This is a genomic window from Halomonas shantousis (assembly GCF_054654615.1).
Genome location: NZ_BAAIER010000002.1, coordinates 2,105,049 through 2,128,761, shown reverse-complemented (window position 1 = coordinate 2,128,761; position 23,713 = coordinate 2,105,049). Strand labels below are relative to the sequence as shown.

Genomic DNA, 23,713 nt, shown 5'->3' with positions numbered 1-23,713 from the left:
CAACGCTGCATGGCTCTGATTGAACAACTGCGCCAGGATCCTCGCCTGGCTGATGCATCCGACGACGAACTGCTCGGACTGCTCGCCCAACATCCCCAGTACCGCAACCTTTCCGACAGCGCGCTGCGCTATGCCGCCTTCGGCACGCTCGAGGGCGCTAAGCCTCAATCCGACAACAAGCCAGGCTTCGGCGCTGGCTTCTCTGCCGGCGTCGATCAAATGCAGGCGATGGGTGGCGGTCTGCTCATGGCGGCCGGCGAGAAGCTCGGCAGCGAATCCACATGGAACGCTGGTCGCGACGTCTACCAGCGCAACATGGCCGAGGCTGAGGAAAACAGCCTGGGCTACGGCTTCACCGACCTGTTCACCGACCCCGACACCAGCGCGCTGCAGTGGGCGAGCTACACCGCAGGCAACCTGCTGCCCATGCTGGCCACGTCCATGGTCAGCGGCGGCGTGGGTGGCGTCGGTGCGCGCATGCTGGCCGGGACCGTTGCCAAGCAGGCCGCGACCCGGGCCGGCCAGGCCATCGGCGCCTATGCCGCATCAGCGGGCATGGAAACCGGTTCGATCATGGGTGAGGTCGAGAATGCCGACGTCGCGCTGACTCACGGATCCATTGCTGGCGCGCTCGACGCACTGCCGGTAATGCGCGCCCTTCGCAAGTTCGGCGGGAATGAATTGGCAAAGAAAGCCGCCAACGAGATCGCCGATAGCACGGTTTCCAGCCTGAAGCGTACCGCAGATCAATCGCTCAAAGGCGCGGCTGGCAAGGGCATGCTGACCCAGACGCTCGCCGAATCCTCGACCGAGGGCCTGCAGACCCTGATCGAGCAGCACGCCAAGTACTGGGTTGATAACAACGGACAGAGCCTGTTCAACAACCTGGGCGAAGCCAACTGGAAAGAGGTTATCGACGCCGCGGCGGCCGGCGGTCTGATGGGTGGCGCCATGGGCGCCCCTGCCGGCATCGTCGAACGTGGCCGCGCCCAGTCCGCCGTGGCTGCCGAGGAGCAGCGGCGCAACAACCTGCCGCCGACCGAGCAGGGGGCTGACGCCGATCCAGATCCCGCCCGTTTCCAGAACGCCAATGTGGGCGAGCAGCAGTGGCGCAACGCCTGGTCGGAGTACGATACACCTCCGGTGCAGCGCGCCCAGCAGCGCAAGGATCAGGCGATCAGCCAGGCCCGACAGCAGACGGCTGCCGCCGGTGGTGATGCCCTGAGCCAGGCGCAGGCCGCACAACAGGCCGAGCAGATGGCCGATGGCGTGACGCGTCAGGAGCAGACCGCGCAAGCGCCGCAGCGCGCCGCGCAGCTGGGCAACCGCATCCAGATGACCCTGGACGCCGCCGCCGATCTGGAAGGGCTGGCACGCGGCTCCGATCAAGGGCAGGCCCGCCTTCGCAACCTGCAGTCGGTGCTCAACCGCGCCGAGTCCGCCTACGACAGCGGCAACCTCGATCTGGCCGAGCGGCTCACCGCCCGCGCCGAAGGTATCACTCAGAACCTGACCGTCGCCCTTAATCGCGCCGGCTCCCGCGAGCGTCCCCTCGAGGGCCAGCTTGCCGAGCCCGACCGCCTATCCGGCCTGATTGGCCAGGATAGCGCCCCGCGGCTGGGCGCCCCCGATCCCTCCGTGATCAACATGGGCGGACCGACCGCCGACACCACCCAATACGACCCGCAGGCCCGCGCCGTGCGCCGCGACGAGCGGATGGCCACTCAGCAGCAGGGTGCAAGTCGCATGCGTGAGCAGGTCGCTGCCCAGCGCCCTCAGATCACCGTTCAGGGCATCGTCTATGGCCAGGGCGAGACCACGCGCCGCGGCAATGCCAACACCGGCCTTGATCAATCCTTCGACCGTGCGAGTTTCACCGATACCGGCGCCCAGCAGGGCCGTGACGCCCAGCGCGCCGACATGGAGCGTCAGGCGCAGCGTGTCGCCGAGCTCTCCCGCACACGCGGCCCGGTGGAAACCGCCTACCTGCCCGACAATACACCGGTACAGACCCGTTACCGCGTGGTGGATCTGGCCGACCTGACGGCATCCAACGCGCCGGACGGTCGTATCAACTCCCGCTATCCGCAGGAGCTGCAGCCTCGGGACCGCACCAACGCCAACAGCCAGGTGCAGGTGCGCAACATTGCCGCCAACCTCAATCCGGAGCGTCTCGGTCGCAGCAGCGATGCCGCCACCGGCGCGCCGATCATCGGTCCCGATGGCGTCGTGGAGTCCGGCAACGGCCGCACGATGGCATTGGCTCAGGCCTACCAGCAGAACGGCGAACAGTCCCGCCGGTACCGGGACTACGTGCGACAGCAGGCCGGCGCCCTGGGCATGGACCCTGCCGCCGTCGAAGGCATGGCCCAGCCGGTGCTGGTGCGCGAGCGCGCGACCAACATCGACCGCGCCGAGTTCGCTCGTCGCGCCAATGAGTCCACCGTCTCCGGCATGAGCGGCTACGAGCAGGCCATGGCCGATGCGGACAGCCTGAGCGCCGACGATCTGCAGCAATGGAGCCCCGACCAGACTGGCGATCCCCTGGCAGCCAGCAACCGTGCCTTCCAGCGCGCCTTCGTCTCTCGTCTGGGAAACAACGAGGCGGCGCGTTATGCCACGCGTGACGGCCAAGCTGCGCCTGATCTCGGACAGCGCATGCAGCGTGCCGTGTTCGCCAAGGCTTACGCCGACCCCGATATGGTCGAGATGGCCACCGAGCAGGGTAACGCCATGCGCAACCTGACGGCGGCCCTGCAATCCGCCGCGCCGGATCTGGCGATTGCCCGCGAGACCGGCAGTCAAGAGGCGCTCGATGCCATCGATACCATCAACGATGCCGTGCGTATCGTTCGCCGCGCCCGTCAGGAGGGCATCGGCGTGCGGGAACTGGTCAACCAGGGCGATGCCTTCAGCGACCCGGTGCCGGCGCTGACCGCCGAGCTGGCACTGGCATTCAACAACAGCATGCGCTCCCGTCGTACACTGAGCGACGCGGCGCGTTACATTGGTCAGTCAGTGCGCAGTCGCGCCGAGAGCGAGCGCAATGGCGCGCTGTTCGAAGACACCACTACCAACGAGGACGTATTCGATGCCGCGTTCAACCGAGAAGATCCAGCTGCGCGCCCGGAGCAACGAACACCTGCGCGGGATGTTTCAGGACGCACTGGGCGAGGCCAATCGGAACCTGCCCCGGGGAGAGAAGCTGAGCCTGCCGAAAGGACTGCAGAAGCCGAAGCGGTAGACGACGCACCCCTGCTCGAAACCTACAGCGAACGGGATCTTGCTGAGCGCGACCGGGCCCGTGAACAGGCGCAGCAGGCCGAAACCACCCAGCGCCTCGAGCAGGAGCAGCGCGCCCAGGCGGATGCCGAAGCCAGGGACTTCACGCTGGCCGGCAGTGACCGGCAGGCGGATGAGGCCATGGCGCGGGGGCAGAGCGACTTGCTGACTGATGAGGCCCGCTATTCGCTCGGCGATCAAACTGCAGGAACCGCTCAGCCACTCACCGCCGACGCCGTTCGCGAAGCCCTGTCCGGCCATGCGGAGTTCGACGACGTCGAGGTCATCGATCATCCCCGTGACTTGCCGCCTGACGTGCTTATGGGTATGGCGTTCCGGGGCGTGAGCCCCCAGAGCGTGCGCGGCTTGTACGTCGGCGATCAGCTCTACGTCATCGCCTCGAACAACGACAGCCTGGAGCAGGCCGTGCGCACCGCCGTACACGAAACCGTCGGTCACAAGGGCATGCGCGCTGTACTCGGCGACGAATTGGCTCCGGTGATGCGCAGCCTGTACCGCAACCTGCCGCACCATCCGAAGGGCCGCGAAGCGCTCAATGAGGTGCTGGAGACCTACACCTTCCTCGACCGCAATAACCCCGACGATCAGATCACCATCGCCGAGGAAATGGTCGCCCATCTGCTTGAGAAGGGCTTCCGCCCCAAGGCCTGGCAGCGTGCCATGGCGAAGATCCGCAGCCTGCTGCGCAAGCTGTTCCCGACCGTCGCCTGGACGTATACCGACGTGCTGGCCCTGGGCGAGCAGAGCCGGGCGTGGCTGCAGAAGCGGCAGGCGGAGCAGCAGGGCGGCGATCAGCAACAGGATCAGCCGCTATTCTCCCGTCGCGGCTGGCGAGAAAGCTTCCCTGACGCAGCCCTTGCTCATCCGCTTCGCTGGCTCAACAGCCATCCTGATTACGAGGCGGCGAAGGCCGGGGATAACCAGGCAGCCCTGCGTCTGGCGCGTGATGCAGTCACGCCGGAGTATGTCGAGCAGGTTCGGCAACTGATTCCCGACGGGGCCCATCCTCGCATTGTGCCTGTCCTGGCCCGAGAAGGTGCCGGTGATAATCGCATCCCCCAAGCCGCGGCGTATGTGCTGGCCAGTCGGCTTGGGCTGGATGTCAGCGACGATGCCGTACAGGTCCAGAAAGTCTCGCGCACCTCGGCGTCAGCACTCGATCGGCTGGGCCGACAGCCAACCTTTGATGGTCAAGTGGGAGCCGGCGATTACGTTCTGATCGACGACACACTGACTCAGGGTGGCACGCTGGCCCAGCTCAAGACGCACATCGAAGACCAGGGCGGGCGCGTCCTGGGCGTCACGGCGTTGACCGGCAAGCAGTACTCGCGCAAACTTGCCGTTGAACCCTCCGTTATCGAGCAAGTCCGTGACCGATTCGGCTCTATCGAAAACTGGTGGCGTGACACCTTCGGACATGGCTTCGAAGGCCTCACCCAATCCGAAGCTCGAACGCTCCTCAAGTTCGACAAGGGACATCTATCGCCTGACACCGTCCGAGATCGAGTCTCTGCGGCGCGAGATGAAGGCGTCTGGCCAGTGGATGAAGGAGCAACTGGCGATCGATCCGGACCTGAAGCACCTCTAAACGATCCCCTCTATGCGCTCGCTTCGAAGCGTCGCATCCCGCTATCCGCCCAGTTCAACGATTTCACCGATACCGACCGCAGCGCCGCTGACAAGATTGGACCCAAGACACCGACGCGACGCGCCATCGACTGGTTCCGCGAGCATGCCGACCGTGCCGGCCTGAAGATTCGTCAGGGCATGGTGGACCGCTATGCCGCGCTACTCGAGATCGACCGGGCCGCTGCCGGCGACCGCGACGTCGTCCAGAACAGCACCGCATCCTCGAGCTGGGTATTGGCTCGCATGGCCAATGCCGCCAACGGCGCGCTGCATGCCATGCTCCACAATGGCCGCGTCTACTTAGATCCCGACGAGAAGGTCATCGACATCCGCGACGACGACAGCAAGGGGCTGGGTAGTGTGCTGGGGCGCCTGGGTAGTGCCGCCGAGATCGAGCGCTTCATGGGCTGGATTGCCGGCAACCGGTCGGCGAAGCTGGCCGCCGAAGGCCGGGAGAACCTGTTCGAGCCGGCCGAAATTGCCGCAATGCGCAACTGGAACCGCGGCTCTACCGAAGACGGTCGCAACCGCGCCCAGCTTTACGACGACGTATTCAAGGAGTTCCAGCAGTACCGTGACGACGTGCTCGCCATCGCCGAACAGTCCGGCATCATCAGCGCCGATCAGCGGGCCATGTGGCGCGACGAGTTCTATGTGCCGTTTTACCGCGTCAGCGAGCAGGACAAGACATTCCAGGGCCCGATCGCGACCAGTGGGTTATCCCGGCAGCAGGCTTTCAAGAAGCTGAAGGGCGGCACCGAGAACCTGAATGACCTGCTGCAGAACACGATGATGAACTTCCACCACTTGATGGAGGCGAGCCTCAAGAACCAGGCCGCCATGCAGGCCGTGGAGAATGCCGAGAAGGTGGGCATTGCCCAGGTAGTACCAGAGTCCAACCGCGACACCACCAACAGCACCTTCGTGATGCGCGATGGCAAGAAAGTGTTCTACCAGATCGACGACCCGCTGGTGTTCAAAGCGATCACCAGCCTGGCGCACCCGGGCATGAATAGCACTGCTATGAAAGTGATGCGCGGCTTCAAGCGCGTGTTCACGAACATGACGACCGTCACGCCGCAGTTCGTCGTGGCGAACCTGATCCGCGATAGCCTCCAGGCCTCGGCAACGTCCCAGGTCAGCAAGAACGCCTTGGCCAACATGCTCACCGGGGGCCGGACGTTACGCGACGCTCGTGCCCATGCGCGCATGATGGCCAGCGGCGCCAACTTCAACTTCGGGCATCTCTACGGCGACAACCCCGACGAATTGCGCGCTCAGCTAACCCGCAACATGCGCAACGCCAAGATCATTGGGCTACCAGGCTCACAACTGCCCGGCGTAATGGCCCTGCCTTCTGCCGCAATACGTAAGCTGTGGGCTGGCTGGAACGAGGTCAACAACTTCGCCGAGAACGTCAACCGCGCCGCGGTCTACCAGCAGAACCGAGAAGCCGGACGCGGCAAGCTGTATTCGGCCTTCGAGAGCCGTGACCTGATGGACTTCAGCGCCCACGGTGCCTGGCCGGCCGTGCGCATTCTCATCGACATCGTGCCGTTTCTGAATGCCCGCATCCAGGGCCTCGACAAGATCTACCGTAGCGGCATCAAGCCCGGCGCCAATGTCGTGCTTGCAGCGTTCGGCAAGGGGCAGGCTGGCGTCAGTGACAAGCAGGCGGCAGCACGCTTCTGGACCGTGACCGGTGCACTGGCCGTGGCCACCATGGCGCTGTATGCCCACAACCACGACGACGAGGAATACCGCAAGCTCGAGGACTGGCAGAAGGATACCTACTGGTGGTTCAGGGTAGGCGACAAGGCATTCTTCATTCCCAAGCCGTTCGAAGTGGGCGCCATCGCCACGCTGACAGAGCGCATGCTCGAGCAGGCCATGGATGACGAGGCAACCGGCGCGCTGTTCCGTCAGCGCCTGGTGCACATGCTCACCGATACGTTCAGCTTCTCGCCGGTACCGCAGGCCTTCCAGCCGATTCTCAATGTTTACTCAAACAAGGACGACTTCACCGGCCGGCCGATCGAGAGCATGGGCATGGATCGGCTATCACCAGAACTGCGCCGCAACAGCTCGACGACAGCCGCGGCACAAGGTGTCAGCACGGCCCTGAACAGTACGGCGGGGGCACTGGGTGAATGGCTGGGCATCTCCAAGGAGGACAACCCGCTGGCACTGTCCCCGGTGCAGGTCGATCACCTCATTCAGGGTTATCTAGGGCAGGTCGGCGCTTGGGCAGCCGGTGCGACGGATGTCGGCTGGAGAACCCTGAATGGCGAATCCAGCCCGGCGCAGCGCTGGTATGAATATCAGCCGATACGGCGCTTCTACCAGAACCTGGATGACGAGGACCGCTATACCAAATACGGCACGTTGTTCTACGACGGCATGCGCGAGGCCCAGCGCGCCTATTCAGACGTGAAAGAATTGCGCGAGATGGGGGAGCTGGAGAAGGCAAGGGAAGTCGCCGACAGCAAGCAGGCCATGCTCAGGCTGCGCCCGGCACTCAATCGCGCCCAGTCACGCTTGCGCACGGTGAACCAGCAGATGGATCTGATTCGCCGATCGAATCTGGGCGGCGAAGAGAAGCGGCAGCGCATGGATAGGCTGCGTGCAGTGAAGAACCAGATTCAGCGGGCCTTGGGTGAGCGGGTGCAGGAGGCGAGGGCAGCCAGCTAGCGTTTCTTGCTGGCGAACACGCCGGCAAAGAACAGCAGCCCGAAGACCAGGGGAGGGAAGCAGATCACCAGCAATAGGCCAGGGATGGCCACAAAGCTGACGATCAGCCAGCCTTGCAGGTTTTGCCAGTCACGCGGCATTACGGTCATGACCAGCAAGCCAAACAGCGGCAGGGCCATCAGTACCGGGCCAAATGTATCCATGTTCATGGGTGTAGCGTAACGGGGCGCGGCGCGGAATGCGAGATTTTCATTCCTCTGGCGGCGGCTCATATTTTTTGGCTGCCGGGCTGGTTACACCCTGTTTTTTTTGGCCGACCGGGGGTGAATCATCGGCGTCCTTGTTCTTCAACCTGAAATGAGGAAGCAGTTGGTTGAGGATCAAGTGTATCTCCTCAATTCCCATGCGCCGCGCAAGGATGAGGAGGGCGAAAAGCTGTATGACCGCTAGGACTATGGGCAGCGCCCAGGTGCCCGAATCCTTTAATGTCCATATATCGAACAAAACAAAGAGCGCAATGATGAACAGGAAACGATCTTCCTGCCTCCCATCGCGCTCAGCATCCAGCTCTTCCTCTAACCTTTGCTCTGCCCTGGAACGGCTCTGATCTGATCTTGTCGAGCCGAAGCTGCTATCCATCTGCTTGAGCTTCTCAAGGAGATTAGCACGCATGGCTGAAGAGGTTCGTCTACCGGAGGGACTTCCAGGGTCCTGCTTATCCGAATCGTCGCTGGTACTCATCCAGGACCTCTGCATGACTGATAGGCATGTTCCTGACGCCAGGGATATAGGTGTGCGCCCAAGCGGAATCCGGCTCATGTGTCAGCTCGACGAGCTTATAAGGATGCGTGTCCCCAAACTGCTTCAGTACATCCTGAATGAACTCATACTCGTCATCCGCACTTGGATCAGGTAGCACATGATTGAACACGTTTCGTATCTTTGAGCTGCCAAAAGCTGAGCACTGACGGTAGACGGAGGGTAAAACCGGGCCGTAGTCCCAGGCCTGGAAGTCCTCGTCATGGATCAGCGGCTCTCCCTCATGAGTACCCGAGTACAGCATGTGGGCGATGTATAGGAGCTTGTGCAGCTGCAAGTTGCTCAGATCCCAACCTGACATCTGGCAGGCCGCTTTGGCTGCCTGCATTGCGGAGATAGCCATAAGTACCTCCTAAGCTCAGTTATATTCAAAAATGAATTACGACTATATATGAGTACAGTACAAGCCACAATCAAACGCCACTGCATCACGCGCCGCCCTTCGTTCCTCCCTCATACGCCCGGGCCTGCCCGGCATCGATCAGCCCTAGACCTCAACTCCTCAACTCTCACCATCTACCATCACATCGGCCAGTAGCCTGAAACATTTACTCTGATCGTTATGCTCTAGCAGGGTCGAATTTGAAATAACCAAACGGTTGGCGCCGGCTGAATGCCGGCGCCATCTTGCGATCAAGAGCAGTAGCCACCTTTGTGGTGAGGTCCGGTACCGCCGTGAGGATGCTCTCCCTTGGGGCACGCATAAGCAGATCCAGCCCCCAGGACCAGAACGGCGAGCAGAGCGATAGCAACTTTCTTCATGATGTTCTCCTTGTTGTGGAGAACCTATATTAGAGCAGAGTGGTGTGCTTGGCGCGCATCTGCGACCTTTCGGCTACTGATACCGCGTCACCTTCCTTTCGCCGTCATGGCTCAGCATTACGGTTACCGGCAGATAGCCTCACACGGCGTGCCATCCTTATCGCCATCAAGCCTTCCATTACCGCATTGCTGCAGATGAAATATTGCCTCCTGACAGCTGGACATAGCGCTGCACGTCTTCTTCGTCCCGCAATCAAACTGCGCTGATGGCTGAGCGAAGACCGGATCGTTGGCCGCTGGGGTAGGGAGCGGTGCGGGCGTCGCCTTGGAATCAACGTATGGATTGCCACGGCCTTGGATCGCGGCAATACGCTGGTTGCGCAGGCGCTCCCAGCTATCTACAGGGTCCGCCGCTGCCCACGCTTCGAATAGGCGTTGCTGCTGGCTGCTGATATTGATGTCGTAGGTGTCGCTCATGTACCAATAGATCCGGGCTACATCGCCTCTCACTTCAGGGCGTGGCTCGAAGCGATCAACGCCGAAATCGACCTTCGACTTGCAGGCGCCGTACTGAAACGCGTCGGTACTGGTCGCCATGCCGTAGCCCATATTCGACCTGTCTCCGTTGACCTCACCGATGCTCGGCACGAGGTTGATCAGGTCGGCCTCGGCCCGATTGAACTCGGGGCTGGTTGCCTCGCAGTTCTTACGCCCTCCTTCCTGCCAGCACTGTAGCGCCCGCCCGAAGTCGTAAGCCGGCATGACGTGCTCCCACTCGATTCGGTTGGCACGCGCCTCTTGCTTGCGCACCTGGTAGCCGCAGCCGGCCAAGTCTGGTGTGTTATCAGGTCCGCCATACGAGCACCCGCAGTAGAAAGTTTCCCTGTGATCAGCGTGGATTTCCCAAGCAATCCGTTTGGCTGCTGAGAACGACGAGGGGGCGTCAGCAAACGTGGGTAGTGCGATGAGCAAGCAGGAGAGCAGAAGGAGGGCGCGATGCATCAAGACGGCTCATCCTCGCTCTTCAATCCCTTCATCCTCGCATCAAGTTCGCGGCGCATCAGGTCCAGCTGATTCATCATCAGCTCCATCATTACGATGAGTTCTCGTGTATCAGGGTCGTCAGCACTGCGCGGCCTGAAGGAGCGAGGTCCCTTGAGCAATCCCTCTCGAGCAAAGCTTTCTTCGAGGCGATCGACCACTTCCGCCGTGAGAGAGCGTCTGTTTTGTTTTGCAGCATCTCTTATCAAGTCACGGAGCGACTCAGGGATGCGCATGTTCAACTGGGGGTCGGTATCTGCCATGCAGCGAAGATGTAGCAAAGTGCTACATGGGTCAATGTAGCGGTGTGCTAGCTTTATAAAGCGCAACGCTTGAAAAGGACTTTCTTATGGCCGCTCACGAACAGACCAACGTACGCCTGCCCAGCGGTATAAAGGAGCGACTGCGACAGCGGGCGAAGCAGAATCGTCGGAGCCTGAGCTCCGAGATCGCTTATCGCCTCGAGCAATCGCTTGCTCAGGAGGAGCATAGAGGGAAGGGAGACCGGTCGAAGACATAACGCAGACAGGGCCACATGAGCAGATTGAGACGTAAGAGCGGGCAGATTGCCCGCAAGCGGCACGCTGGATATTGGAAGAGGCGGGAGGGGCGGGTGACGCTCAGCGAATCGCAGGCGGTCGAGCTCAGGCTGTTGTGCTATCACGCCAAGTGGATGGCGAGCCGTTGGCAGCGCGAGCTAGGGCCGGCGCTACAGACGCTCGGCAGCCATCATGCCATTGAGTGCCACGAGCATGTCGTGGGCGCGGCGAGAAGGGCGCATGCGCTGCAGAGGGCGGCAGGCTCATGCTGACATCTCTGCCAGGTTCCAGCATGCGTTCCCAGTCTTCGGTGCTCTCGTCAGGCTGTCGCTCGAGAATGATGTTCTGGGCGACTCGGCCCCGGGGCGAGTTGACCGCCCGCTGCATTCGCTTGCCGAGTTTGATGTAGGAAGATTGTTCCGCGGCCTCCGTTTCAAACGTCATGATCTCCTCCTTTGCGATTACTGGTTGTTTGTACAGTATCGTAAACGGATAAAGAGAAAGGCAAGCGTTAAGCGGAACGCGGATATCAACGGCCCGAAGGGTTGAGCGAGCAGGGAAAAGATTAATACTTTCGTCTAAAAAATGGTGATTAGGCACTGGTCTAGGGCGGGCGGTGCAACAGCAAACGTTGCACCCGTTGCACTTTGGGGGATTTTTGCAGGCGGAAACGAAGAAGGGGAATCAGCCAAGTGACTGATTCCCCTTCGTATTGTGGCGGAGGGACAGGGATTCGAACCCTGGAAGGGCGTTAACCCTTGCCGGTTTTCAAGACCGGTGCATTCAACCGCTCTGCCATCCCTCCGGCTTACGGCGAGCAATCTTACCAGCTTGTTCTGTTTCGTCAAGTGCCGCGTTTGGTTTCAACAAGTTATTTGCATGCGAACGTTTCGCAACAATCCTTGTTTAAGGAACCTGTTACGGGCATTCTTGTCTTATTGACGGTTTCCCAACTAGGACAGGAGCCAGACCTATGGCCTATCAGACTTCCCATGTTACCGAGCGTCAGACGCGCTCGGTAAGCGCCAGCAAGGTGTTGCGTAACACCTATATGCTGCTGGCCATGACATTGCTGTTTTCTGCTGCAACGGCGGGTGCCGCGATGGCCATGGGCGTCGGGCAGATGAACATATTCGTGTTCTTCATTGGTGCCTATGGCCTGATGTTCCTGGTGCACAAGACGGCGAACTCGGCAGCGGGATTGTTGGCGACATTCGCTTTCACCGGGTTCATGGGGTTCACGCTGGGTCCGCTGCTGAATCTCTACCTGTCAGTCCCCAATGGGGCGCAATTGGTCATGACCGCATTGGCGATGACCGGCGCGACCTTCATCGGGCTGTCCGCGGTAGCGCTCATCACGCGCAAGGATTTCAGCTTCCTGGGCAATTTCATGATCGCGGGCGCTATCGTGCTGGTGCTTGCCATGATTGCGGCAATGGTCTTTAACATTGCAGGGCTGGCGCTGGCGGTATCTGCAGGTTTCGTCCTGTTCGCCTCTGCGGCGATTCTCTATCAGACCAGCGAAATGGTGCATCGCGCCGGTGAAACCAACTATATCCTGGCGACCATCACCCTGTACGTCTCGATCTATAATCTCTTCGTCAGTCTGCTGTCCCTGCTGGGCATCATGTCCGACGACTGATGTGTGAAGATGCGTTGGGCCCCGCCTGGTGCGGGGCCTTGTCATTATGGGTTGGATAGCAATTATTGGTTCGTAGCTGTCGGTCAGGCGAGAGAGGACGCCCATGCGTTATGCGTTGATCGTTCATGGAGGACCTTACAGTCACCAGGCGGCCCATTCGGCCATCCGCTTTGCGCATGCCCTGATTGCAAGAGGCCATGAGTTGGCGACCGTTTTTTTCTATCATGATGGCGTTTACAATGCGGCTCGTCTGGCGGCGCCACCCCAGGATGAGCCCCACCTCGTGGATGCCTGGTGTGAATTGCACGCCCGTTATGGCACGTCATTGCTGGTCTGTATTGCTGCTGCGCTGCGGCGTGGCCTGCTCGACGACAAGGAGGCCGCTCGCCATGGCAAGGCGGGCAATAGCCTTGAGTTTCCCTTTGAGCTGACCGGGCTGGGTCAACTGATCGACGCGGGCCTGAACCATGATCGTCTGATCACCTTTGCCCCCTGATGTCTCGAGGGCAAGACTGCGAAAGAGTAAACGCCATGGCCTCTCGTGATGAAGCGGCTGACAAGCAAGTTCTGGTCATGCTGCGTCATGCTCCACATGGCAGCAGCTGGCTGCGCGAAGGGCTGGATGTAGCGCTGGTTGCCGCTGCTCTGGGACAGGGTGTCAAGCTTCTGCTGACCGGAGATGGCGTCACCGCACTGCTGCAAGGTCAGGGTGGCGGCCCGCTGGGGCAGAAAGGAACGCATCCCCAGATCGATATGCTCGAAATGTATGACATCGACGATATTCTGGTGGACCGTGACGCGTTGACCAGTCGTGGGCTGGACGAGAATGATCTTCGATTGCCCGTCAGGCTATTGTCAGCGCATGAGGTTGCGGCGACGCTGGCAGACCATACGCTTATTTTTTCCTTCTGACGTTTGGTACAAGGAAGGATGTCGGTGCTGTCCGACACCTACGTGAGGAGTTCATCGCGAATGATTCTGCACTTGCTGAATCGCTCTCCCGCTACGAGCAGGATCTATCAGGACGCACTTCGTGCCATGGGGCCCGAGGATCGCCTGCTGCTGGTCGAAGACGGTGTGCTTGGCGCCATGCCGGCGCTGGTGCGCTACTTCGAGAACGTGACGGGGCGTCTCTATGCCCTGAAAGAGGATCTGGGCGCTCGTGGTATGCTCGGACGCTGCGATGAGAAGGTCTGGGTAGTCGATATGGAGGGGTTCGTCACCCTGACGGAAGAGGCTGAAAAAACGGTGAGCTGGTTCTGATGGGAACAGTACAGGCGGCGCGTTACATAAACGTCGAGAATCGTGTCGTGGCCCTCGATCCTGAGGGCTATCTCGTGTCTCTCGACGACTGGTCGCCGGAAGTCGCGCTGGTGCTGGCATTGGAGGAGGGGCGCGAGCTCCGCCAGGAGCACTGGGAGGTGATTCATGTGCTACGCGACTTCTACGCGCGTTTCGAGACGGCGCCGGCCATGCGCCCACTGGTCAAGGCCGTGGGGCAGTCGCTAGGTCCGGAGAAGGGGAAATCCCTCTACCTGATGCAGCTGTTTCCGGAAAGTCCGGCCAAGGTGGCCGCCCGTCTTGCCGGGTTGCCCAAACCGACCAATTGCCTCTGATCGATCATGAATTTTCTCGCTCACGCCTGGCTGGCGCGCAATGGCAGCGATGCCTTTCTCTATGGCAACCTGATCGCGGACGGCGTGAAAGGGCAGGACCTCTCCGCCTGGCCCGCCGAGATGGCACGGGGGATACGGCATCATCGGCGTGTCGATGCCGTCGTTGATCGCCACGCGGTCATTGCCGAGGCCAAGGCCCGCGCCCCTTCCGCGCAGCGACGCTTCGTGGGGATCGCCCTGGATCTGGTCTGGGATCACTTCGTGGCGCTTCATCATGAGGATCCCGACTTGGTTCGGCGCTGTTATCGCGTCATGGCCGCTCGGCCGGCGCCCAATCGCTTGGCCGCCATGGTGCCACACCTGGTCGCCGAGGACTGGCTGACGCGCTATGCGGACTTCGCGTTCACCTGCCGGGCCATCGAAGGTATCGGACGGCGTCTGCGCGGCTCCGATAATCCGCTGGCTCAGTTGATCCCCTGGCTCATGGCGGATTACGAAGCGCTTGAGCGGGACTTTAACCGGCTATGGCCCGCCCTGCGACACGAGCTGAGTGACCCGGTTCAATAATGCCTTACGCGATTGGTAATACCTTTCGTGACGCCAAATGACCGGCTTTTGCCCCAAGACGGGTTTTTGCGAAGGCGCTGTAAGCTTCTCCTGAACGCTATATTCGCCATGGCGAACGACCTTCGCTCCGACCTGCCCACGGATCTCGGCGAAGATACGTTGGCGATGTCTTCTAAGTCCCCGCCAGCCAAAGACACTCGATGGTGTCACCCGGTTCGATCACGCTATGCGCTTCCACCATTGCCAAGGCATTGGCATGCACGCAGGATGATAGCACTGCGGAATTCTGATCTTCGAAAGCGCGAGCGATGATGCCATCTCGTGTAAATTCCAGAAGAACACGCATGTAGTGCCGGCGTAGCTGGGTGCGTGTGGCAAAATCCGCGCGTGCAGCGATGCGGGGCAGTTCGTTCAATGCCGGGCAGGCGAGAAGAGCGCCCATCAGGGGGCGAAGGAATATCCAGGCTCCCACGAAGCTCGAGACGGGATTGCCCGGCAGGCCGACCAGGCGGGTATTGCCGATCCGGCCCAAGGCCAGTGGCTTGCCGGGACGCATGGCGATGCGCCAGAGGTCGAGCTGGCCCAGTGTTTCGATGGCATGCTTGACGTGATCCTCCTCGCCGACACTCACCCCGCCTGTCGTGACCACGATATCGGCCTGCTCCGCGGCGTCGGCGAGAAGGCGGCGGGTTGTGTCAGCGTCATCGGGCACGTGCTGCATGAGCACGACCTCGGCACCGAAGCGTTCCAGCAGGCGCTTGAGCATGGGGCGGTTGGAGTTATAGATATGTCCCGGTTTCAGCGGCTGTCCTGGATCGACGACTTCATCGCCGGTCGACAGCAAGGCGATCCGTGGCCGCTGCCGCACGACGACCCTCTCGACGCCCTGTCCGGCAAGCTGCCCAAGCACCGCCGCCTCGAGGCGTATCCCTGCCGCCAGCAATTCCGATCCTGCCGTGACATCCTGGCCTCGGCGGCGCAGGTTATCGCCTGGCCTGATGTCGTGCGGGATGTCCGCCTGCCCCGTATCGTCGACTTCCACTTTTTCCTGCATGACGACGCAATCGGCGCCGGGAGGTATTTCCCCGCCGGTGAAAATGCGTGCGCAGGTGCCGACGGGCAAGAAGGTCGGAGCATGGCCTGCAGCGATACGTTGCTGGATCGGCAGGCGTCGACCGGCATCGGCGGCGCGTAGCGCATAGCCATCCATGGCACTGTTATCGGCGGGGGGGACATCGAGTTCGGCCATGACCGGAACCGCCAGCACGCGACCTGCCGCCGCATCGCATGCCACGGACTCGCCTTCAAGAGGCACGACGTCTCGCAACAGGGCCTCGAGAGCCCGCTCGACGCTCTGCAGCTCAGCCATGCGTCCCCCGGCCGGGAATGACGAGATTGGCGTAATTGCAGGGCTTGTGGCGGCTGTCGAGCTGCTCTTGCAGGATGCCGCTCCAGGCAGTGCGACAGGCGCCGGTGGAACCGGGCAGACAGAACACCACGGTCGCATTGGCCAGCCCCCCCAGGCAACGACTCTGGATGGTGGAGCTGCCGATCTCCTGCCAGGACAGATGGCGGAACAGTTCACCGAAGCCTTCGATGTGCTTGTCGAGCAACACGCTGACAGCTTCCGGCGTCGAGTCGCGCCCGGTGAAACCGGTGCCGCCCGTGGTCAGGATCACCTGGATGTCACTATCGGCGATCCACTCCGCGACGACGGCACGGATACGGTAGACATCGTCGGGGACGATCCGTCTGGCCGCCAGTCGATGCCCTGCGTCGTTCAGACAATCGATCAGCGTCTGACCGGAGCGGTCGGTGGCTTCGGTGCGAGTGTCCGAGATGGTCAGCACTGCCACATCGAGGGGAACGAATTCTTCACCGGTGTTCATGCCGATCCCTTGTTCCGCTGGCGTGCCTCGAGAGCGGCGAGCTGCTCCGGCGTGGCCGGGGCCTGGTGCTTGTCCTTCCACTCGCTGTATGGCATGCCGTAGACGTGTTCGCGTGCTGCTTCGTAATCCAGCGCCTGCCCGCGCTCCTCGGCAGCGGCCACCAGCCACTTCGACAGGCAGTTGCGACAGAAGTCGGCAAGAATCATCAGGTCGATATTCTGGACGTCCTTGTTGGCATCCAGGTGCGCCAGCAGGCGACGAAAGGCGGCCGCCTCAATCTCGGTGCGTGTTGTATCGTCAAGGTGTTGCATGGGTTGGTCTCTCCTGAGCGTGATCGCGGTACAAGCATAACAAAGGAGAAACCATGCCGTGAGCATGTCGGACAGCGCATCAACGTCGTCGGATCAGGCGGACTCGCCAGGTGTGCATACCGACAACACCACGGCATCACTCTCGCTGACCGATACTAGGGCATGGCCCATGTCGCTGTCGAAATAGATACTGTCGCCGCGCACCAGGCGCAGGGGTTCGTAGAATTCGGTGTACAGCAGGACATCGCCCTCGAGCACGATCAGGAATTCCTCGCCGTCATGGCGAACCCACTCATGAAATTCGCCAAAGCTCCTGGCCCTGACAATCGTCTTGAAGGGGATCATGCGTTTCTGGGCCAACTGCCAGGAAAGCAGTTCATGCTCGTAGGTGGGCGTTGGGTGCTGCTTGCCTTCGCCGACCCGGGTCAGGTCGCGTCGGCCCAGAGTGCGCGATTGCGCCTTTGGCGGAGTCAGCAACTGCGGAAGGTCGATGCCCAATCCGCCGATCAGTTTCTGGACCGCGCTGAACGTAGGGGATATCTGGTCGTTTTCGATCTTGGACAGGGTCGAGCGTGCCAGCCCGGTGCGTTGACTCACGTCTTCCAGTGTCCAGTGGTTGGCCAGCCGGATCTCCTTGAGACGCTCGCCCAGCCGTAAAGGTTCTACGAATGCCTTGCGCCCGGAAGCGATACGTAGCGCGGCATCTTGGTCGTGGGTCATGAAGTTTCACGATAGGAAAAAAGTTTCCCGCATCATACCATAGGCAGACCGGCTTCCTGCGCCTGCCCGGAAGACAAGATGATGCCTGTTCAGGCGGAGTTGTCCATCCCCACGGGGGGGCCAAACGGTAAGCCGAGCAGAGCCTGAACGTGCGCCTCGACGCTGCGGCCGAGCGCTGCCGGGTCGTAACCGCCTTCGAGAACCGAGACCAGGCGATTGTCGGCATAGAGGCGGGCAACATCCATCGCCAGCTGCGTCACCCAGTGATAATCCTCATCCTCCAGACAAAGGTCTGCCATGGGATCCTCCCGATGGGCATCGAATCCAGCCGACACCAGCACGATGTCCGGCTTATGGGCCTGTAACGCCGGTAACCAGTCGCGTTCGACGGCGATGCGGAAGTCACGACTGCCGGTGCCTTGGTCCAGCGGCGTGTTGATCACGTTGTCCCACTGCGAGCGCAGATAGCGCCAAGGGTAAAAGGGATACTGGAAACTGGAGCAGATCAGGACGTCTGGATCGTCCTTGAAGATATCCACGGTGCCGTTGCACTGATGAACGTCGAAATCGATCACGGCGACACGCTGCGCGCCATGCTGGGCACGTGCATGGGCGACCCCCACGGCAACGTTGTTGTAGAAGCAGAAGCCGAGTGCATCGGTATGCTCGGCGTGATGTCCCGGTGGGCGCACTGCGCAGAAGACGTTATCGGCCTGGTGACGATAGACCTGATCGACACCGCGAATCACGGCGCCGGCTGCGACGCGCGCGGCCGATAGGGTATCGCGACACATGAAGGTATCATCGTCCAGGCCGATCAGTCCCTCATCGGGAACGCACCGTTCGAGGGCGTGCAGATGGCGATGTGCATGGACACGTCCCAGAGCTTCGTTGCTGGCAGCCATCGCTTCCGACTGCATGGTCTGCTGCAGCACGCCGGACAGGGCGAGACGTGCCCGGATCGCCTCCAGTCGCAACGGACTTTCAGGATGTTCCGGTCCCATGTAGTGCAGGGCGCAATCGGGATGGGTGATGTAGGAGGTGATCATGGTGTTCTCCGCGCGTCGTGAGCCGGAAGATAAGGCTACGCTGTACTTGCATCACAGTGGCAATAAGTCGTACACAAGCTATACGGTGGTTTAGAGGAGACGTCTGTGGGTACGCGATTCTTACGCCATTTTTTCGAGCCGCAGACGCTGGCGGTGATCGGCGCTTCGGAAAAGGACCTGTCCATGGGGGGGCTGGTCATTCGCAACCTTCAGGATAGCGGATTTCCCGGCCCGGTATGGGCCGTCAACCCCAAGCATTACGAGTCGGTATTCGGTGTACCCTGCGTTCGCAGGGTGAGCGATCTACCCGAAGTGCCGGATCTCGCCGTGGTGTGCTCACCGGTCGAGACGGTACCCAAGCTGATCGATCAGCTTGGGCGCTTCGGCGTGCGCGCCGCCATGGTGCTCTCGGGAGGCTCCTATCTGGATGACCAGGGCCGCGGCGGCTCGTCCATCCGCGAGCGCATGCTCAAGGCGGCGCTGCGCTCGGGTATCCGCGTGCTGGGCCCCGAGTGTCTGGGAATCGTGGTGCCGGGGCGCAAGCTGAACGCCACCTACGCCAGTCAGCCGGTAAAGGCCGGCAAGGTGGCCTATCTGGGCCAGTCGGGCATGCTGGGTAACGCGATGATCGATTGGGCGGCCGGACGCGGCATCGGGTTTTCGCACCTCGTCACGCTAGGCGACAGCATCGACGTGATGATCCCCGACCTGATCGACTACATCAACCAGTATGCCCCGTCCCAGGCCATTCTGCTGCATCTGGAACGCATTCACGACTCGCAGCACTTCATGACGGCGCTGAGGGAGGCGTCACGCAATCGCCTGGTGGTTGCCATCAAGAGTGGCCGCACGCCGCAGTCGGACCTTTCCGGCGAACCCCCGACGCCGGGCGTGGACAATCGTGATGTCATCTTCGATGCTGCCCTGGCGCGTGCCGGTGTGGTGCGCGTGGACAACTCCGACGAGCTGTTCGATGCCTTGGAGACGCTGTCGCGCATGCGTCCCCTGCGCGGAGATCGGCTGGCCATCGTTGCCAACGGACTGGGGCCGGCCTTGCTGGCCATCGACAAGCTGATCGTCGGTGGCGGCAAACTGGCAGAGTTCAGCGAGGCGACCCGCACGGCACTACTGGAAGGTGAGTTCGATGTCAGTCTTCCGGGGCGCAACCCGGTCGATCTCGGCGGTAATGCCTCGCCGCAGCGCTTCGTCGAGGCGCTGGAGATCGTCGCGGCGGATGCCAATGTCGATGCGGTGCTGGTGGTCCATGCCCCGACACGCATGGCGCCATCGCGTATCACCGCAGAAGCCCTGGTGGCGAATCGCAAGCGGTTCAAACGCAACCTGCTGACCAGCTGGATGGGGCTGGAGGAGGCGCTGACCGCCCGGCACGAGTGCAACCTGGCAGGCATTCCGACGTACATCTCGCCGGAAAAGGCCGTCAAGGCATTCATGCACATGGTCGACTATCAGCGCGTGCAACTGCTGCTGCAGGAGACGCCTCCCAGCCTGCCATTCGCGACGAGCCCTGAAATCCGGGCTCGCTGTCATGCCCTGATCGATGCGGCCAAGGCACGGGGGCGCGATCGCCTGACCCATCAGGAAACCGCCCAAGTGCTGGCGGCCTATGGTATTCCCGTGGCCCGTAGCCGCTACATTTTCGGCCCGGATGACGCGCTCGAGGCTGCCCGGGAGTTCGACGGTCCCATGGCGCTCAAGGCGGTACATGAAAACAATTGTGTCCCGTTTCGTTATCGCAAGCATCCCCGCCGGCTCTCGGCCGGGTTGCTGCAGGATCTTTCCACCCCGGAGCAGGTGGCCGAAGGCGTCCAGCGCCTGGCGGATAAGATCCAGGAGAAATATCCCAGCAGTGAAATCTACAGCTATTGCCTGCAGGCCATGCAGCGCGGCAAGTCCTCCATGCAGTTCTGCGCCGGGATTACCCGGGACCCGGTTTTCGGACCCGTCATCGTATTCGGCACGGGCGGCTACAAGGTGGATGTGCTGGCCGACCGTCACGTCGCACTGCCTCCATTGAACATGACGTTGGCGCATGATCTGGTATCACATACCCACGCTGCCCAAGTCATCCTCGAACACTCGTCGGCGCCGTCACGGGATATCCATCAGTTATGCCAGCTGCTGGTCAAGCTGTCGCAAATGGCCTCGGATCTGCCCGAGCTCAAGGGCTTGGAGCTCAACCCGCTGCTGCTCAATCGCGATCGCCTCGTGGCCGTGGACTTCGCCATGGATCTTGGCTCTCCGGCGCGTCATGCGATCATGCCGTATCCCGAGGAGTTGCGGGAATGGGTGACCCTGGAGAACGGCATGCGCGTTGAAGTGCGTCCGATCCGTGGTGAGGATGCGCCGCTGATCACCAAGTTTCATACGCGCCTCTCCGAGGAGAGCATTCGTTTCCGTTACTTCCATCACAAGGCAGATCTTTCCAAGCGCGACCTGTCGCTGCTGACGCATATCAATTACGACCGACAGATGGCCTTCATCGCCGAACACGAGCTCGACGATGGCAGCAAGGAGATGTTGGGAGTGGTTCGCGTGTGGAACGACCCTGACAACATTCGTACCGAATTCTCGATCATCATTCGCGACGACCTGCATGGGCAGGGACTTGGCAGTCTGCTGATGAACAAGATGATTCGCTACTGCAAAGCGGTGGGCACGCTGGAAATGGAAGGCAAGATCATGGTCGACAACCATCCCATGCGGGCCCTGATGAAGCATCTCGGTTTCACCTGTCGTTACAACATGGAAGAGCAGGTGGTGGATGCGGTGCTGCGGCTCAACGAGCCTGCGAGCGACTGGCAGCGACACCGGTTGGAAACCTCGACAGCGTAATTTTCAGGCCACCCTTGAGGTGGCCTTTTTATTCCTCTGCGTTTGCTTTCTTGCAGGCTACTGCATCGGGTGGTTATTGAACCGTCAATCAATTATAATGTGTTTTTGTTTGATGACGATTCAATAACAACGTATGATCCGAAACAAAAGATAACCTAACGTTATAACTTGACACAGGGCCATCGTGCTGATGGTGACTGCTGTCTTGAGCGAACAGGCAGGCCATGACCGATACTCAAGAGATCAAGACCAAGATCCAGGTTCGCGGACTCAGCAAAGTCTTTGGCCACCAGCCAAAAAAGGCGTTGGAGTTGCGCAACCAGGGACTCAAGCGTCCCCAAATCCTTGAAAAGACCGGCCAGACACTGGGGCTTTCCAACATCGATTTCGATGTGCGTGAAGGAGAGCTGCTGGTGATCATGGGGCTTTCGGGCTCCGGCAAGTCGACCCTCATCCGCTGTCTCAATCGCCTGATCGAGCCCACCGAGGGCGATATCATCATCGATGGCGAAAACATTCCGCGACTCAGCGACAAGGAACTGCTCCACTGCCGGCGCAAGCACTTCTCCATGGTGTTCCAGAATTTCGCGCTGTTCCCGCATCGTACCGTGCAGCAGAACGCCGAATATGGCCTGGAAATCCAGGGCGTGGACAAGTCCGCCCGCCAGGAGCGAGCGAAGAACGCGCTCAAGCAGGTCGGACTCGAGGGGTGGGAGAACTCCTATCCCAACCAGCTTTCGGGTGGCATGCAGCAGCGTGTCGGTCTGGCACGCGCGCTGGCCAACGATTCTACCGTGCTGCTCATGGACGAGGCGTTCTCCGCCCTCGATCCGCTGATCCGCAAGGATATGCAGCAGGAACTGCTCGAGCTGCAGAGCCGGATGCGCAAGACCACGATCTTCATTACCCACGATCTCGACGAGGCGCTCAACATCGGCGATCGCATCATCCTGCTCAAGGATGGCGAAATCGTGCAGATCGGTACGCCCGAGGAGATCCTGACCGACCCGGCCGATGAATATGTGGCGCGTTTCATCGAGGGCGTGGACATGTCGCGGGTGTTGACGGCAAGCAGTGCCATGCGCCCGGTACGGGCCACTGCACGCGAAGACGATGGCCCGCGTACCGCATTGCACAAGATGCGTGAAAATGGTCTCGATTCCATCTATGTCACCCGCCGCGACCGGACGCTGCTGGGTATCGTCGATGCCGAAACCGCCGATCAGGCGGCAAAGGCCGGCAAGAATGCCATTGCCGATCAGCTTCGACAGGACTTCCACAAGGTTGGCCCCGACGAACCCCTGCATAACCTGTTTGCGTTGTTCGGCGACAACAGCTATCCGATCGCCGTGGTGGACGAGGAGCAGCGCCTGTTGGGCGTCGTTGTGAAAGGAGCCGTACTGGCTGAGCTGGCGGAAGCGGGAGACCATTGATGGCGATCGACATTCCTCATATTCCCTTGGGCGACTGGATCGAGAGTGGCCTGGATTTCTTGACCTCCGAATACTCCGTGGTAACGCGGGGCATTTCGCGGGTGACCCAAACGGGCATCAATTTCCTCAACGATGCTCTCATGTGGCTGCCCGAATGGTCCTTGATGGCGCTCATTGCGCTGCTGTGCTGGCGCCTTTCCGGGGTCCGCCTGGCGATCGGCTCGATACTTGGGCTGTCGCTGATCTGGAACCTCGGTCTCTGGGAGCCGATGATCGAGACGTTGACGCTGGTGGTGATCGCGACGCTGGTCGCCGTGATCATCGCGCTCCCGCTGGGGATCTTCGCGGCATTGTCCGATCGCTTCTACAACGTGATCATGCCGATACTGGACTTCATGCAGACCATGCCGGCGTTCGTCTACCTGATTCCTGCCATTCCCTTCTTCGGGATCGGTTCGGTGTCGGCGATTTTCGCCACGGTCATCTTCTCCATGCCGCCCGCGATCCGCTTTACCACCCTGGGTATCCGTCAGGTTCCCAAGGAATTGATCGAAGCTGCCGACGCCTTCGGCTCGACGCGCAGCCAGAAGCTTTTCAAGGTGCAGCTGCCGCTGTCGCTGCCGACGGTCATGGCAGGCATCAACCAGACCATCATGCTGGCGCTGTCGATGGTGGTCATTGCCGCCATGATCGGTGCCGACGGGTTGGGCAGCGAAGTCTGGCGGGCCATCCAGCGTCTGCGCCCCGGTGATGGCTTCGAAGCCGGCATCGCCGTGGTGATTCTGGCGATGCTGCTGGACCGGCTGACCCAGGCCGTGCGCAAGAAGAAGGCGCAGTAAGCCGATCCAC

General features: G+C 61.2%; 22 protein-coding genes and 1 tRNA gene. 11 read left to right on the top strand and 12 right to left on the bottom strand.

Annotation, left to right across the window (positions count from 1 at the left end):
* Nucleotides 1–9: 9 nt before the first annotated feature.
* Nucleotides 10–7,623 carry an LPD38 domain-containing protein gene (locus tag ACYQ12_RS10205; protein ID WP_459871046.1) on the top strand — a complete coding sequence of 2,538 codons (7,614 nt, stop codon included), beginning with the start codon at nt 10–12 and terminating at the stop codon, nt 7,621–7,623.
* Here the strand turns inward: ACYQ12_RS10205 and ACYQ12_RS10200 are convergent.
* The 5 genes from ACYQ12_RS10200 to ACYQ12_RS10180 form a co-directional block, all read right to left on the bottom strand.
* Complete coding sequence (locus ACYQ12_RS10200) at nt 7,620–7,832, bottom strand: hypothetical protein (protein ID WP_459871043.1); 213 nt, start codon at nt 7,830–7,832, stop codon at nt 7,620–7,622. The genes ACYQ12_RS10205 and ACYQ12_RS10200 overlap by 4 nt on opposite strands.
* A 40-nt stretch (nt 7,833–7,872) precedes the next feature.
* Complete coding sequence (locus ACYQ12_RS10195) at nt 7,873–8,364, bottom strand: hypothetical protein (protein ID WP_459871040.1); 492 nt, start codon at nt 8,362–8,364, stop codon at nt 7,873–7,875.
* Entirely contained in the window at nt 8,339–8,785 is a 447-nt protein-coding gene (locus ACYQ12_RS10190) for a Panacea domain-containing protein (RefSeq protein WP_459871037.1), read from the bottom strand. Before ACYQ12_RS10190 ends, ACYQ12_RS10195 begins: the two co-directional genes overlap by 26 nt.
* 542 nt (nt 8,786–9,327) lie before the next feature.
* Nucleotides 9,328–10,206, bottom strand: a complete 879-nt coding sequence (locus ACYQ12_RS10185) for an endonuclease (protein WP_459874500.1) — start codon at nt 10,204–10,206, stop codon at nt 9,328–9,330.
* Nucleotides 10,206–10,508: an Arc family DNA-binding protein gene (locus ACYQ12_RS10180; protein ID WP_459871034.1), complete on the bottom strand. Its 303-nt coding sequence runs from the start codon at nt 10,506–10,508 to the stop codon at nt 10,206–10,208. Before ACYQ12_RS10180 ends, ACYQ12_RS10185 begins: the two co-directional genes overlap by 1 nt.
* An 86-nt stretch (nt 10,509–10,594) precedes the next feature.
* Here ACYQ12_RS10180 and ACYQ12_RS10175 point away from each other — a divergent pair, with 86 nt between their 5' ends.
* Nucleotides 10,595–10,765: an Arc family DNA-binding protein gene (locus ACYQ12_RS10175; RefSeq protein WP_459871032.1), complete on the top strand. Its 171-nt coding sequence runs from the start codon at nt 10,595–10,597 to the stop codon at nt 10,763–10,765.
* A 124-nt stretch (nt 10,766–10,889) separates the two neighbouring features.
* Here the strand turns inward: ACYQ12_RS10175 and ACYQ12_RS10170 are convergent, their stop codons facing one another.
* Nucleotides 10,890–11,228 (bottom strand): DUF1654 domain-containing protein, encoded by a 339-nt coding sequence (locus tag ACYQ12_RS10170; protein WP_459871029.1) that lies wholly within the window; start codon nt 11,226–11,228, stop codon nt 10,890–10,892.
* Nucleotides 11,229–11,499: 271 nt separating this feature from the next.
* Nucleotides 11,500–11,589 (bottom strand) — tRNA-Ser (locus tag ACYQ12_RS10165).
* A gap of 168 nt (nt 11,590–11,757) precedes the next feature.
* Between ACYQ12_RS10165 and ACYQ12_RS10160 the strand changes: the two genes are divergently transcribed.
* The 6 genes from ACYQ12_RS10160 to ACYQ12_RS10135 all read left to right on the top strand — a co-directional run bounded on the left by ACYQ12_RS10160 (nt 11,758) and on the right by ACYQ12_RS10135 (nt 14,609).
* Nucleotides 11,758–12,426: a Bax inhibitor-1/YccA family protein gene (locus ACYQ12_RS10160; RefSeq protein WP_459871027.1), complete on the top strand. Its 669-nt coding sequence runs from the start codon at nt 11,758–11,760 to the stop codon at nt 12,424–12,426.
* 103 nt (nt 12,427–12,529) lie between these two features.
* Nucleotides 12,530–12,922, top strand: a complete 393-nt coding sequence (gene tusD, locus ACYQ12_RS10155; protein ID WP_459871025.1) for a sulfurtransferase complex subunit TusD — start codon at nt 12,530–12,532, stop codon at nt 12,920–12,922.
* A 35-nt stretch (nt 12,923–12,957) separates the two neighbouring features.
* Nucleotides 12,958–13,338 (top strand): DsrE family protein, encoded by a 381-nt coding sequence (locus ACYQ12_RS10150; protein WP_459871023.1) that lies wholly within the window; start codon nt 12,958–12,960, stop codon nt 13,336–13,338.
* 60 nt (nt 13,339–13,398) lie between these two features.
* A complete protein-coding gene (gene tusB / locus ACYQ12_RS10145; protein WP_459871020.1) occupies nt 13,399–13,689 on the top strand; it encodes a sulfurtransferase complex subunit TusB in 291 nt (96 codons plus the stop codon).
* A complete protein-coding gene (locus ACYQ12_RS10140; protein WP_459871017.1) occupies nt 13,689–14,042 on the top strand; it encodes a TusE/DsrC/DsvC family sulfur relay protein in 354 nt (117 codons plus the stop codon). The genes tusB and ACYQ12_RS10140 overlap by 1 nt, the downstream gene beginning before the upstream one ends.
* A 6-nt stretch (nt 14,043–14,048) precedes the next feature.
* Nucleotides 14,049–14,609 carry an acyl carrier protein phosphodiesterase gene (locus ACYQ12_RS10135; protein WP_459871014.1) on the top strand — a complete coding sequence of 187 codons (561 nt, stop codon included), beginning with the start codon at nt 14,049–14,051 and terminating at the stop codon, nt 14,607–14,609.
* Between the two features lie 172 nt (nt 14,610–14,781).
* Here the strand turns inward: ACYQ12_RS10135 and ACYQ12_RS10130 are convergent, their stop codons facing one another.
* The 5 genes from ACYQ12_RS10130 to ACYQ12_RS10110 all read right to left on the bottom strand — a co-directional run bounded on the left by ACYQ12_RS10130 (nt 14,782) and on the right by ACYQ12_RS10110 (nt 18,578).
* Nucleotides 14,782–15,978, bottom strand: a complete 1,197-nt coding sequence (locus tag ACYQ12_RS10130; RefSeq protein ID WP_459871011.1) for a molybdopterin molybdotransferase MoeA — start codon at nt 15,976–15,978, stop codon at nt 14,782–14,784.
* On the bottom strand, nt 15,971–16,498 hold the full coding sequence (gene moaB, locus ACYQ12_RS10125; RefSeq protein WP_459871008.1) for a molybdenum cofactor biosynthesis protein B: 528 nt from the start codon (nt 16,496–16,498) through the stop codon (nt 15,971–15,973). The genes ACYQ12_RS10130 and moaB overlap by 8 nt, the downstream gene beginning before the upstream one ends.
* Nucleotides 16,495–16,809: a DUF1244 domain-containing protein gene (locus ACYQ12_RS10120; RefSeq protein WP_459871006.1), complete on the bottom strand. Its 315-nt coding sequence runs from the start codon at nt 16,807–16,809 to the stop codon at nt 16,495–16,497. The genes moaB and ACYQ12_RS10120 overlap by 4 nt, the downstream gene beginning before the upstream one ends.
* 93 nt (nt 16,810–16,902) lie before the next feature.
* Entirely contained in the window at nt 16,903–17,529 is a 627-nt protein-coding gene (locus ACYQ12_RS10115; protein ID WP_459871003.1) for a helix-turn-helix domain-containing protein, read from the bottom strand.
* 89 nt (nt 17,530–17,618) lie between these two features.
* On the bottom strand, nt 17,619–18,578 hold the full coding sequence (locus ACYQ12_RS10110; protein WP_459871000.1) for a histone deacetylase family protein: 960 nt from the start codon (nt 18,576–18,578) through the stop codon (nt 17,619–17,621).
* Nucleotides 18,579–18,683: 105 nt separating this feature from the next.
* On the opposite strand from ACYQ12_RS10110, the gene ACYQ12_RS10105 reads away from it, so the two are divergent.
* The 3 genes from ACYQ12_RS10105 to ACYQ12_RS10095 all read left to right on the top strand — a co-directional run bounded on the left by ACYQ12_RS10105 (nt 18,684) and on the right by ACYQ12_RS10095 (nt 23,703).
* On the top strand, nt 18,684–21,431 hold the full coding sequence (locus ACYQ12_RS10105) for a bifunctional acetate--CoA ligase family protein/GNAT family N-acetyltransferase (RefSeq protein ID WP_459870997.1): 2,748 nt from the start codon (nt 18,684–18,686) through the stop codon (nt 21,429–21,431).
* A gap of 224 nt (nt 21,432–21,655) precedes the next feature.
* Nucleotides 21,656–22,864, top strand: a complete 1,209-nt coding sequence (locus ACYQ12_RS10100) for a quaternary amine ABC transporter ATP-binding protein (protein ID WP_459870994.1) — start codon at nt 21,656–21,658, stop codon at nt 22,862–22,864.
* On the top strand, nt 22,864–23,703 hold the full coding sequence (locus ACYQ12_RS10095; RefSeq protein WP_459870991.1) for an ABC transporter permease: 840 nt from the start codon (nt 22,864–22,866) through the stop codon (nt 23,701–23,703). Before ACYQ12_RS10100 ends, ACYQ12_RS10095 begins: the two co-directional genes overlap by 1 nt.
* The last annotated feature ends 10 nt before the right edge of the window (nt 23,704–23,713 follow it).